The sequence below is a fragment of the Blastococcus sp. OS1-29 genome, from assembly GCF_057628075.1.
This window is the reverse complement of sequence record NZ_JBXXJK010000012.1, coordinates 1-12,815: the sequence shown is the minus strand read 5'-3', so window position 1 is coordinate 12,815 and position 12,815 is coordinate 1. Positions and strand designations below refer to the sequence as shown.

The following is a 12,815-nucleotide window of genomic DNA, read 5'->3' as shown; positions in this document are numbered from 1 at the left end:
GTCAGACCACGCAGAACTCGTTCCCCTCGGGGTCGAGCATGACCACGTGGTCCAGCCGGCCGTGCAGCACGTCTCGCGCGTGCACCCTGGCGCCTGCGCCGAGCAGCTCGGCGACCTTGTCCTCCATCCGCTGCGTCCGCAGTTCCGGGTCGACGTGCCGTCCGCCCGAGACCTTCACGTCCAGGTGCAGCCGGTTCTTAGCGCGCTTGCGCTCGGGCACGCGCAGGAACGAGATCGTCGGTCGTCGGCCACCCGGATCGCAGATGGCGGCGCCGTCGTCCCGCTCCCCCGGCGGCACGTCGTGGTCGGCATAGAACTCTTCCCAGGTCTGCCAGCCCTCCGGCGGCGGAGCGGGGACGTAGCCGAGCGCGACGGCCCAGAATCGCGCCTGCCCGCGCGCGTCCGCGCAGTCGAAGGTCAGGGCGAGCTGCGGCGCCGCTGCGAGGTTCTCCACGGGTGGACGGTATCCGCGGGCACTGACGCGGCCGGGGGCTCACGTAGCCTGGCGCCTCGTGCTCGTGCTGCTGCCCCCGTCGGAGACCAAGGCGCCCGGTGGGGACGGCGCCCCGCTCGATCTGGCCGCGCTCACCGCTCCGGAACTGACCGGCGTCCGCACCGAGCTCGTCGAGAACCTGGGGAAACTGGCCGGCGACGTCGCGGCCGCTCGCGCGGCGCTGGGCCTCTCGCCGAAGCAGGACGGCGAGATCGCGCGCAACGCCGAGCTGTGGACGGCCCCCACGATGCCTGCGGTGCTGCGTTACACCGGCGTCCTCTACGACGCCCTCGACGTCCGGTCGATGACCCGGGCGCAGCGGGCGCGCGCCGGACGACGGCTGGCCGTCGGCTCGGCCCTGTTCGGCCTGGTCGCCGCGGACGACGCCATCCCGGCCTACCGGCTGTCGGCGGGGTCGCAGCTGCCGGGGCTGCCGACCCTGCGCGCCCTGTGGAAGCCCGTTCTGTCCCCGGTCCTGGCCGAGGTCGACGACCTCGTCGTCGACCTGCGCAGCGGGTCCTACGCGGCGCTGGCCCCGGTCGCCGGAGCGGTGTCGGTCGAGGTGCTGAGCGAGCGACCCGACGGCAGCCGATCGATGGTCAGCCACTTCAACAAGGCGCACAAGGGCCGGCTGGCCCGGCTGCTGGCCACGACGACGGCCGAACCGGGCGACGTCGTGCGGCTGAGGGGGCTGCTGAGGCGGGCGGGGTTGCACGTGGAACACGACGGCGCGACGCGCCTCACCCTCTTCGTCCCTGCTCCCTGACCAGCCGGTCCGCCCGGGCGGGAACGTGATCCTCGTCCAGTCGGTTGCGCCCAATCGACCCCCCGTGACATAACTTCGGGACGGGTCTCCTCGAGCAGCGGGTGACAGCCCGATCAGTGCGTTCCGGCAGTTCGCCGGCAGGAAGGCTTCGGTGGACGTCTCCGCAGATCACGCCCGCGTGGACGAGGCCCGGCGGCTGCTCTCCCAGGACGGCGGAACGGCCCTGGTGGACCGGCTGGTCGAGCTCGCCACGCGGCTGCTCGGCGTCCCCTCCGCCCAGGCCTCGCTCCTCACGGGGACGGAGCTGCGCCCGAGCCCGCTCGACGAGTGGCTGTGCTCGGTCACCGCGGCCGGCACCGCGTCGCTCGTCATTCCTGACGCGCGCGGCGACGAGCGGGCCCGGGACCTTCCCTCCGTCCTGTCCGGCACGGTGGGCAGCTACCTCGGCACTCCGCTCGTCGACCGGACCGGCGTGGCCATCGGGGCCCTGTGCGTCTACGCCCCCGAGCCGCGCGACTGGTCCGACGGCGACGTCTCCACGCTGCGCCGGCTGGCCGACGCGGCGGTCCGCGAGCTGGAGCTGACCGCGACGGTCCGCGAGTACGAGCGGGACCGCGTGCGGTGGGGGCTCGCGATCGACGCCGCCGGGGTGGGCACGTTCGACTGGAACCTCGAGACCGGCCACCTGGCCTGGGACGAGCAGCTGATCGGCATGTTCGGCTACGACGCCGCGACGTTCGACCACAGCATCGAAGCGTTCAACGCCCGGCTCCATCCCGCTGACCTGCCGCGGGTGACCGAGATCCTCGCGCACTGCATCGAGGTCTGCGGGGACTACGACGCCGAGTACCGGGTGGTCCGGCCGGACGGCGCGACCCGCTGGGTGCACGCCCGCGGCCGGGCGATCCCCGGGCCCGACGGGACCGCCGGTCGGCTGCTCGGCGCCGCGTACGACACCACGGGTGCGCGTGAGGGCGCCGCGCTGGTCACCCGGGTGCTGGAGGCGATGCCGGCCGGCTTCTTCAGCCTCGACCAGCAATGGCGCTTCACCCACGTCAACGCCGAGGCCGAGCGGCTGCTCGGGCGGACCCGCGAGAGCCTGCTGGGCCGGGTGTTCTGGGACGACTGGCCGGCGGCGAGCGGCAGCGTCTTCGAGGACAGCTACCGGACCGCCGTCCGCACCGGGCTCCCGGTCTCGTTCGACGCCTACTACCCCGCTCCGCTCGACGGCTGGTTCGAGGTGCGGGCGTGGCCGAGCCCCGACGGTTTGTCGGTCTACTTCACCGAGATCACCGAGCGCCGGCGCGTGCAGGAGCAGGCCGAGCGCTCCGCGCGCCGGCTGGCCATCCTCGCCCAGGTGGCCGCCGAGCTCGCCGGCACCATGGACGCCCAGGCCGCGGCGGCGCACCTGCCGCGGCTCGTCGTCCCGGCCCTGGCCGACTTCGCCGTCGTCACGGTGGTCGACCGCGACGGCCGGGCGCGCGACATCGGTTCCTGGCACGCCGATCCCAGGCAGCGGAAGCTCCTCGACCGCTACACGACCGTGCGGCTCGAGACCATGCCCGCCGTCTCACCGGTCGCCCGCGCGCTGATCTCGGGCGAGTCGATCCGCGCCGGGGGCCGCAGCGTGCTGGACATGCTGCCGCCCGGCGAGGCGCGGGACCTGCTGCGGCTGCTCCTGCCGGAGTCGGTCGTCGTCATCCCGATGCTCGGCCGCGGCCGCACCCTGGGGCTGCTCACGCTCTACTTCGCGCCCGGCACCGTCGTCCAGGACGAGGACCTCTCCACCGCGCAGGACGTCGCCGACCGCGCCGGCATGGCGCTGGACAACGCGCGCCTCTACAACGCCCAGCAGCAGCTGGCCGAGGAGCTGCAGCGGAGCCTGCTCACCGAACCGCCGCAGCCCGACCACGGGCAGATCGCGGTGCGGTACCAGCCCGCCGCCGAGGCCGCCCGGGTCGGTGGCGACTGGTACGACGCGTTCCTGCAGCCCGGCGGCTCGACCATGCTGGTGATCGGCGACGTCGTCGGGCACGACACCGCCGCCGCGGCGGCGATGGGCCAGCTGCGCGGGCTGCTGCGGGGGATCGCGGCCTACAGCGACGCGGGGCCGGCCGAGGTGCTGCGCGGCCTCGACGCGTCGATGACGACCTTGCAGACCGGGCTCTCGCCACCGCAGCCGTCGCGCGCTTCGAACAGACGCCGGACGAGTACGAGCGGGGCGTCACGGTGATGCGGTGGGCGAACGCCGGGCACCTGCCGCCGCTGATCGTCAACCCCGACGGCAGCGTCGCGGAGCTCGCGGCCTGGCGGGGCGACCTGCTGCTGGGCGTCGACCCGGACGCCGACCGTCGCGAGTCCGTGGTCACCCTCGACCGCGGGGCCACCGTGCTGCTCTACACCGACGGCCTGATCGAGCGCCGCGACGCCGATCTCGACGCCGGCATGGTGCGGCTGCGCGACACCCTCATGGAGCTCGCGCACCTGCCGCTCGAGGAGCTGCTGGACGAGGTGCTGGAGCGGCTGGTCGACGGGCATCCGGAGGACGACGTCGCACTGGTCGCCGTCCGTCTGCACCGGCAGGACCGGCCCCGGCCGGCCGAGGCCGGACCGAGCGACGTCCCGCCGGACGTGCCGGACGACCCAGCCTCCTAGTTCTTCTGGTCGCGGCGGGCGGTCGCCTTGCGTCCCTTGATCATCGTGGCGCGGAGCGCCTGGACGACCTCGTCCGCGGCACCGTCGGGCACCTCGACCAGCGCGAACCGCTGGTGGATCTCGATGGAGCCGATGTCCCGGCCCTTCAGCCCGGTCTCCCCCGTGATCGCGCCGACCAGGTCGCCCGGGCGGATGCCGGCGTCGCGGCCCACGCCGACGAACAGCCGCGCCACCGGACCGCCACCGGAGGGACGACGCGCGGGACGGTCCGCTCGGTCCCGCGCGGGAGCACCCTGATCGACCCTGAACCCGACCTGTGGGATCTCCTCGTCGTCGTCGACCGCTCCCCCGGCCTCGTGGGCCAGCTTCACCGCGGCCAGCGCGACCTCCATCAGGTCGAACTCGTCGGCGAGGCTCTCGACGACCACCCGGAAGCCGTCGAGGTCGTTGCCCAGGAGACTCTCCCGGAGCGCGCCGCGGGTGAGGTCGAGCCGGCGGGCGCGCAGATCGGCGACCGTCGGCACCTGCTGGACGGCGATGGGCGCCCCGGCGACCTTCTCGATCGTCTTGAGCATCCGGTGCTCGCGCGGCTCGGCCAGCGTGATCGCGACGCCCTCCCGGCCCGCGCGGCCCACGCGGCCGATGCGGTGCACGTAGGACTCCGGCGCCGACGGCACGTCGTAGTTGACGACGTGGGTGAGCTGGTCGATGTCCAGGCCCCGCGCGGCGACGTCCGTGGCGACCAGGAGGTCCGCCGTCCCGCCCCGCAGGCGCCCCATCACCCGGTCGCGCTGCTCCTGGCTCATCCCGCCGTGCAGCGCCTCGGCGCGGTAGCCGCGGCCGTTGAGGGTCTCGGTGAGCGAGTCGACCTCCTCGCGGGTACGGCAGAAGACGATCGCGGCCGCGGGCGCCTCGACGTCGAGGATCCGGCCGAGGGCGGCGGGTTTCGCCGCGCGCGGGACGACGTAGGCGGTCTGCCGGACTCGCGGCGCCTCCCCCGGCTCGGCCTTCTCGCGGCCGATGGTGATGCGGACCGGGTCGTTCAGGTGGCGGCGGGCGAGGCTGTCGAGCCTCCGGGGCATGGTGGCGGAGAACAGGACGGTCTGCCGTGTCTCCGGCGTCTCGTCGAGGATCGCCTCCAGGTCCTCGGCGAAGCCCATGTCGAGCATCTCGTCGGCCTCGTCGAGCACGACGGTGGCGATCTCGCCCAGCTTCAGGCTGCCGCGGTTGAGCAGGTCGAGGGCCCGACCGGGGGTCGCGACGACGACGTCGACGCCGGAGTCGAGGCTGCGCAGCTGGCGGACGATGGGGGCGCCACCGTAGACGGGGAGCACGCGGGCACCCAGCTCCTTGCCGTATCGGTGCAGGGCCTCGGAGACCTGGACGGCGAGCTCGCGGGTGGGCACCAGGACCAGCGCGACCGGGGCCTTGGCGCGGCGGTGCGCTTCGAGGACCTGCAGGACCGGCAGCGCGAAGGCGGCGGTCTTGCCGGTGCCGGTGGCGGCCTGGCCGAGCAGGTCGCGGCCCTCGACCAGCGGCGGGATCGCCTCGCGCTGGATCGGCGTCGGCTCCTCGTAGCCGAGCGCGGACAGGGCACGCAGCAGCTCGGGCCGGAGGCCGAGGTCGTCGAAGGTGGGGCCCTGCTCCGTGCTGGTGTCTGCTTGGCTGTCCATCGGCACCATCGTTCCCCGGCTGCCCCTGGAGTCCGCAGGCGGCCCCATGTCAGGCTGGACAGCGTGACCGACGACCTCTGCTTCCGGCCCGCGACGGAGCTGGCCGGGATGCTGCGTGCCCGGGAGATCTCCGCCCGCGAACTGCTCGACGCGCACCTCGCCCGCATCGACCGCCTCAATCCCGCCCTCAACGCGGTCGTGACCCTCGATGCCGAGGGTGCGCGCGCCGCCGCGGACGCGGCCGACGCCGCGCTGGCCGCGGGTGAGGACGTCGGCCCGCTGCACGGCCTGCCGGTCGCGCACAAGGACACCCACGCCACCGGTGGTATGCGGACGACGTGGGGCTCGCCGCTGCACGCCGACGACGTGCCGCTGCGCGACGAGCTGATCGTGGCCCGGTACAAGGCCGCGGGGGCGGTACGCGTCGGCAAGACCAACGTGCCGGAGTTCGCCGCGGGCTCGCACACGTTCAACCCGTTGTTCGGGGCGTCCCACAACCCGTACCGGCACGGCCTCTCGGTGGGCGGGTCCTCGGGCGGCGCGGCCGCGGCTCTCGCTGCCGGCTTCGTGCCGCTCGCGGACGGCAGCGACATGGGTGGTTCGCTGCGCAACCCGGCCGGCTTCTGCAACGTCGTCGGGTTCCGTGCCACCCCGGGGCGCGTGCCGTCGTGGCCGACGTCGATGGGCTGGTCGCAGCTGTCGGTGCAGGGCCCGATGGGACGGACGGTGTCCGACGTCGCGCTGCAGCTGTCGGCGATCGCCGGGCCGGACGCGCGGGTGCCGATCTCGCTGGCGGGCGACCCGGCCGGTTTTGCTGAGCCGCTGCCGTCGTCGCTCGCCGGACTGCGCGTGGCCTGGGCGCCGGATCTCGGTGGCCGGATCACCGTCGATCCGGCGATCACGGCGGTGCTGTCGTCGGTGGGCGGCGTCTTCGAGTCGCTGGGTGCGTCGGTCGAGGACGCCTGCCCCGACCTGAAGGACGCCGACGACGTGTTCGGGACGCTGCGGGCGTGGATCTTCGACACGAACTTCTCGGAGATCGCCCAGCGGACACCGGACAAGCTGAAGGAGTCGATCCGCTGGAACGCCGAGATGGGCGCGAAGCTGACCGGCGCGGACCTGGCACGGGCCGAGATCGCGCACACGAAGCTGTACGAGCGGATGGTCGCGTTCTTCGAGCGGTACGACGTGCTGCTCGCGCCGACCACACAGGTGCTGCCGTTCCCGGTGGAGCTCGAGTACCCGACCGAGATCGGCGGGGTGCCGCAGGACAACTACCTGGAGTGGATGCGCTCCTGCACGATCATCTCCGCGACCGGCTGCCCGGCGCTGTCGGTGCCGGGCGGGTTCACCGACGACGGACTGCCGGTCGGACTGCAGATCATCGGCGCGCCCCGGGCCGACCGTCAGGTGCTCGAGGTGGGCCACGCCTTCGAGCAGGCCACCGGGTTCGGCGAGCGCCGTCCCGATCTCTGAACCGATCTACGACTCTCTAGCAGCGCGGCTAGACATCGCGAGACGGCTTTAGGGAGCCGCGTTCGAGTGCGACGAAGTGGTGGCCATCAGGCGTTGATGGCCCCCACATCGTCGCACTCGGTCCCGGAAAGTGCTCACTTCTCCGGACGCGGCAGCCGGCGGGCCTGGCGGCGCTTGCGCAGACCCCGCAACGTCCGGACGGCGACCAGCAGCTCGGCCAGCTCGTGGCGGTCCCCCGCGGCGATGTCGGCCAGCTGAGCCGCGGACCGCGCCTGCGTGGTGTCCCAGCCGTCGGCCCAGGCCGCGACGAGCTTCTCCGGCGGGTCGGTGTCCGCCGTCCGCAGGCTCAGCACGTCCTCGACCAGCGACGCCTGCTCCATGGCGAGATCGTCCCGCAGCGAGGCGCGGGCCATCGACGGCCAGCGCCGGTCGCGGGGGAGGGCGATGACCAGCTCGCGCAGCGGCACCAGCGCCAGCCGCTCGGTCACGCACTGCATCACCTGCCCGGCCAGGGCGACCGGCGCACCGGTGCGTTCGGTGACCACGGCCAGGTCGAGCGCGGCCGGCAGCAGCGGGGCCGCCGCGACCTCGGCCGCCAGCGCGGCCGGCACGCCGGCCTCGTGCAGCCGCGCGGCGCGCTCGGCATAGGCCTCCGCCTCCCCGCCCAGCAGCCAGCGCGGCAGACCCGCCCGCACGGCCGCCACGGGCGCGGCGAACCGGTCACGCACGTCGGCGATCGCCGGGGCGGTCTCCTCGGCGAGCTCCGGCTGGCGCAGGATCCACCGCGTCGTGCGCTCGGCCAGCCGGGTCGCCTCCGACCGCAGCTCCACCTGCGTGGCGGCCGACACGACGTTGTCCAGCGGCCGGACGGCGTCCCAGAGCCGGTCGACGTCGAACACCGACCGGGCCACCGCGTGTGCCAGCACCACCCGCGCGAGCGGGGCGCCCGTCTCCTGGGTCAGCCGGAACAGCCCGGTGACCCCCGCGATGTTGACCGCGCGGTTGGTCAGCACCGTCGCGATGATCTCCCGCCGCAGCGCGTGGCCGGTGATCGCCGTCGGGAACCGCTTGCGCAGCGGCTTGGGGAAGTAGTCGACCAGCAGCTCCTCGAGCGCCGGGTCGTCGGGCAGCGAGGAGTGCAGCACCTCGGAATCGGTGGCCAGCTTCGCGTAGGCGAGCAGCACCGACAGCTCGGGGCTGGTCAGCGCCTGACCGTCACGGCGTCGCTCGGCCAGCTGCCGGTCATCGGGCAGCGCCTCCACGCTGCGCACCAGCCGGCCCGAGCGCTCGAGGCTGCGGATGAACCGCTCGTGGGCGTCCAGCAGGCTGCGCGCCGCGCTCACCTCGACCGCCAGCGTCGCGTTCTGCGCGTGGTTGTTCGTGAGGACGGCGAGCCCGACGTCGTCGGCCATCTCGTGGAGCAACGCCGCCCGCGCGTCGGGCTTGAGCCTGCCCGCGTCGACGACGCGGTTCAGCGCCACCTTGATGTTGACCTCGTGGTCGGAGGTGTCGACGCCGGCGGAGTTGTCGATGGCATCGGTGTTCACCCGGCCGCCGGCCAGCGCGTACTCGACCCGTCCGCGCTGGGTCAGGCCAAGGTTGCCGCCCTCGCCCACCACCCGGGCGCGCAGCTGGCGGCCGTCCACGCGCACGGCGTCGTTGGCCTTGTCCCCCACGTCCAGGGCACTCTCGGTCGTGGCCTTCACGTAGGTGCCGATGCCGCCGTTGAACAGCAGGTCGACGGGTGCGGTCAGGATCGTCCGGATCAGGTCGATCGGGCTCAGGGACGTGATGCCGTCGGCGAGCCCGAGCGCGGCCCGCATCGGCGCGGAGACCGGGATCGACTTCGCCGTGCGCGGCCAGACGCCGCCGCCCGCGCTGATCCGCGACCGGTTGTAGTCCGCCCACGACGAGCGCTGCAGCCCGAACAGCCGCTTCCGCTCGGCGAACGAGGACGCGGCGTCGGGCGTGGGGTCGACGAACACGTGCCGGTGGTCGAACGCGGCGACGAGCCGGATGTGCTCGGACAGCAGCATCCCGTTGCCGAACACGTCGCCGGACATGTCACCGATGCCGACCACGGTGAAGTCCTGCTTCTGGACGTCGATGTCGAGCTCCCGGAAGTGCCGGGTCACCGACTCCCACGCGCCGCGGGCGGTGATGCCCATGGCCTTGTGGTCGTAGCCGACCGAGCCGCCCGAGGCGAACGCGTCGCCCAGCCAGAAGCCGCGCTCCAGCGCCACGGAGTTGGCGAGGTCGGAGAAGGTCGCCGTTCCCTTGTCCGCCGCGACGACGAGGTAGGTGTCGTCACCGTCGTGCCGCACGACCCGCTCCGGCGGCACGACCTTGCCGTCCACCAGGTTGTCGGTCAGCGACAGCAGCGCCCCGATGAAGATCTTGTAGCAGGCCTGCCCCTCCGCCAGGACGGCGTCGCGCGACGCCCCGTCCGGCGGCGGGTTCTTGACGACGAAGCCACCCTTCGCGCCGGTCGGCACGATGACGGTGTTCTTCACCATCTGTGCCTTCACCAGGCCCAGGACCTCGGTGCGCAGGTCCTCGCGGCGGTCCGACCAGCGAAGACCCCCGCGAGCAACGGCGCCGAAGCGCAGGTGGATGCCCATCACCCGGGGCGAGCTGACCCAGACCTCGCGGGCCGGCCGCGGCTCGGGCAGATCGGGGACGGCGTGCGGGTCCAGCTTCAGAGCCAGCGGGCCGCCGGCGTAGTACGTCGTCCGCTGGGTGGCGGTGATCGCGGCCAGCAGCGAGGAGAGCACCCGGTCGGCGTCCAGCGACTCCACCTCGCCGATCGCCGTCCGCAGGCTCTCGACGAGATCGCGCTGCCGGGCCTCGCGGCCCCGGCTGCGCTCGGGGGAGAACCGCGCCTCGAACAGCGCGACCATCCGGGCGACGACGTCCGGGTGGCCGGCCAGGGTCTCCTCGACGTAGCGCTGCCCGAAGGGCAGCCCCGCCTGGCGCAGCCACTGCACGTACGCACGGACGACGGTCACCTGCCGCCAGTTGAGGCCGGCGAGCAGGACGAGCGCGCCCAGGCCGTCGTCCTCCGCCTCGCCGCGCCAGACCGCGGCCACCGCCTCGGTGAAGCGTTCCGGCAGCGAGCGCAGCAGCGGCAGCTCGACCTGCGGCACGGCCACGCCGAAGTCGTAGATCCAGGTCGGGGGAGCGCCGATGCGGTCGATCTCGTACGGGCGCTCGTCGACGACGTCCACGCCCATGTGCTGCAGGACCGGCAGCACCTCGGACAGCAGCAGCCGCTGGCCGACCCGGTAGATCGTCAGCCGCCGGTCACCGGGGGCGGCGCGCTTGGGCAGCCAGAGCCGCAGCGACAGCTGACCGTCGCCGAGCCCGTCCAGGCGCTCCAGGTCGTCGACGGCCTGCTCGGCGGAGAAGTCCTCCTGGTAGCTGGCGGGGAATGCGTCGGCGACGCGGGCGAGCATGTTCTCGGCGTCGGCGCCGTGGCGGGCGTGCAGCGCGTCGGAGAGGTCGTCGGTCCAGCTGCGGGCGGCAGCGGCGAGTTCGGCCTGCAGGGCGTCGACGTCGACGGCCATCGGCTTCGGCGACCCGCGCCGGCCCACCGGCACCCGGACGACGAAGTGCAGCCGCGCCAGCACCGACTCGGTGGACCGCGCCGTGTACTCGACATGGGTGCCGCCGAGCCGCTCGAGCAGGATCTGCTGCATCGCCAGGCGGACCTCGGTCGTGTAGCGGTCGCGCGGCAGGTAGACCAGCGCCGACCAGAACCGGCCGGTCGGGTCCTGGCGCAGGAACAACCGCGTCTGGCGGCGTTCCTGCAGGTGCAGCACGGCCAGCGCGACGGGCAGCAACTCGTCGGCGCCGACCTGGAGCAGCTCGTCACGGGGATAGGTCTCCAGGACCTCGAGCAGTTCCTTGCCGGTGTGGCTGTCGGCCGGCACACCGGACCGTGCGATCACCTCGGCGACGCGACGCCGGACCAGCGGCACGTCGACCACGCTGGACGTGTACGCAGCCGACGGGAACAGCCCCACGAAGCGGAGCTGGCGGGTGGAACCGCCGTCGGCCGCCGGGAGCGTCACGGCGATCAGATCCAGCCAGGCCCGGCGGTGCACGGGGGAGCGGGCATCGGCCTTGGTGACGTCCAGCAGGTGGTGCGCGGGGGAGCGGGTGGCCTCGGGCATCTCGGCGACCGAGGCGGTCATGTCGGTGTCGCTGCGCAGCACGCCGAGGCCGGTGCCGGGCACCGCGCGCGCGGCGGCCTTGCCACGGCTCTCGACGAGATCGACCTCGCGCGACCCGAGGAACACGAAGTTGCCGTCGGCCAGCCAGCGCAGCAGCGCCGCGGCCTCGGCCGGGTCGTCGGCGGGATCCACGCCGGCCTCCGCCGACGGCAGTTCCTCGAGGCGGGTGGCGAGCTCCAGCACGCGGCCGCGCAGCCGTTCGGCGTCCTCGTCCACCGCCCGGACGTCGTCGAGCACCGTGCGCAGCCCGCTGACCAGGTCGGCGCCGGCCTCGTCGTCCAGCGCGCCGTCGACGACGACGGCCATCCACGACTCCGTCAGCGCGTCGGAGCCGCAGCCGACCGCGAGCGAGCTGTCGCAGAAGGCCTTGATCTTGCCGCGGATGTCACGCCGGACGACGACGACCGGGTGCACGATGTGCGCGAGCGTCACGCCCTGGCGCACCACCTCCGCGGTGACCGAGTCGACGAGGTAGGGCATGTCGTCGGTGACCAGGCGGATCACCGACCGCCCGTCGGGCAGGCGCTGCACGTCGACGGTGGCCGAACCGGGCGGGCGGACCTCGGCGAGTTTCAGGTGCCCGAGGGCGAGGCCCGCGAGGTCCTCCGGCTCGTGGCCGAGCACCTCGGCCGCGGGCTCGCTCCAGTAGTAGCGCTGCAACAGCGCGGGGAGGTCCTCGGGCGCGCAGCCGGCGGGCAGCCGCAGCTTCGTCCCGAGCTCCGACCGGGCCGTCGCGGCGGCGCGATCGAGCAGTTGACGCTTTTCTCTGCGAGCGGCTTCGAGGGCGGCCAGCTCGGTCAGAGAGCCGTCCGCCGAGCCACTCTCCGGCTTGCGCACCGGGGTCTCCGGGGCGACACCGGTGGTGGTGGGCATGTTCATCGACGCTACTGCGACTTGAGGTGCGCGTCACTGCGACGCGGCGAGAGTTACCGGCCCGTGCTCCCGTCGGGCGTCAACGGTCGAGCAACTGGTCGGCCGCCCATCCAACGAGGGCGAGGATCAGGCCGCCGATGAGGGCGGTGCCGAACCCGTCGACGGTGAGCCGGTCGCTGATCGCGGCGGTGATCCCGAGCAGCGCCGCGTTGATCACCAGGAGGAACAGCCCCAGCGTGATGACGACGAACGGCAGTGACAGCAGTCGCAGGATGGGCCCGACGATCGCGTTCACCACACCGAAGATGAGCCCGATCCACAGGTAGGTGCCGTACTCACCGAGCGGCCCGCTGGGATTCGTCTCGACGGTGAGATGACCGTTGAGCAGGTACTTGCCCATGACGAAGAAGGCCACCGCGAGGATGACCACCTTGAGCGCGAACTTAACCACTCGGCCACGCTATCGGCTCGCCGCAGGTTTTCCCCATCTGCGCTGGTAGACACGGCGAGCTGTTGATATCATCGAACACATGTTCGATGACGAGGGCGTGGTGATCCTCACCGCCGAGGAGTCGCGCGCCTTCGACATCGCCTGGCTGGAGACCGAGTACGGCGATGAGCTGCCGGACCCGGCGGACTTCGTC

At 73.2% G+C, this 12,815-nt stretch carries 6 protein-coding genes and 1 pseudogene; 3 read left to right on the top strand and 4 right to left on the bottom strand.

Translation table 11 applies throughout. The features are described from left to right. Nucleotide 1 precedes the first annotated feature (1 nt). On the bottom strand, nt 2–454 hold the full coding sequence (locus tag AC2H4J_RS23175; RefSeq protein WP_487467283.1) for a VOC family protein: 453 nt from the start codon (nt 452–454) through the stop codon (nt 2–4). 58 nt (nt 455–512) lie between these two features. Between AC2H4J_RS23175 and yaaA the strand changes: the two genes are divergently transcribed. Next, nucleotides 513–1,259, top strand: a complete 747-nt coding sequence (gene yaaA / locus AC2H4J_RS23170) for a peroxide stress protein YaaA (protein ID WP_487467282.1) — start codon at nt 513–515, stop codon at nt 1,257–1,259. Between the two features lie 151 nt (nt 1,260–1,410). Next, nucleotides 1,411–3,914 (top strand): annotated as a pseudogene (locus AC2H4J_RS23165) (SpoIIE family protein phosphatase). Here the strand turns inward: AC2H4J_RS23165 and AC2H4J_RS23160 are convergent. After that, nucleotides 3,911–5,587, bottom strand: a complete 1,677-nt coding sequence (locus AC2H4J_RS23160; RefSeq protein ID WP_487467281.1) for a DEAD/DEAH box helicase — start codon at nt 5,585–5,587, stop codon at nt 3,911–3,913. The pseudogene AC2H4J_RS23165 and the gene AC2H4J_RS23160 sit on opposite strands and share 4 nt — an antisense overlap. A gap of 63 nt (nt 5,588–5,650) precedes the next feature. On the opposite strand from AC2H4J_RS23160, the gene AC2H4J_RS23155 reads away from it, so the two are divergent. Further along, the gene (locus AC2H4J_RS23155; RefSeq protein WP_487467280.1) at nt 5,651–7,063 is read left to right on the top strand and encodes an amidase; all 1,413 of its coding nucleotides are present in this window, start codon (nt 5,651–5,653) and stop codon (nt 7,061–7,063) included. A gap of 134 nt (nt 7,064–7,197) precedes the next feature. Here the strand turns inward: AC2H4J_RS23155 and AC2H4J_RS23150 are convergent, their stop codons facing one another. Together AC2H4J_RS23150 and AC2H4J_RS23145 are read right to left on the bottom strand one after the other, a co-directional pair. Further along, nucleotides 7,198–12,171 carry an NAD-glutamate dehydrogenase gene (locus AC2H4J_RS23150; protein WP_487467279.1) on the bottom strand — a complete coding sequence of 1,658 codons (4,974 nt, stop codon included), beginning with the start codon at nt 12,169–12,171 and terminating at the stop codon, nt 7,198–7,200. Between the two features lie 79 nt (nt 12,172–12,250). Next, nucleotides 12,251–12,622 carry a phage holin family protein gene (locus AC2H4J_RS23145; protein ID WP_487467278.1) on the bottom strand — a complete coding sequence of 124 codons (372 nt, stop codon included), beginning with the start codon at nt 12,620–12,622 and terminating at the stop codon, nt 12,251–12,253. Between the last annotated feature and the right edge of the window lie 193 nt (nt 12,623–12,815).

Coding starts and splice junctions, on each gene's coding strand:
- AC2H4J_RS23160 (WP_487467281.1), bottom strand. CDS start 5,587: ATGGACAGCCAAGCAGACACCAGCACGGAGCAGGGCCCCACCTTCGAC.
- AC2H4J_RS23150 (WP_487467279.1), bottom strand. CDS start 12,171: ATGCCCACCACCACCGGTGTCGCCCCGGAGACCCCGGTGCGCAAGCCG.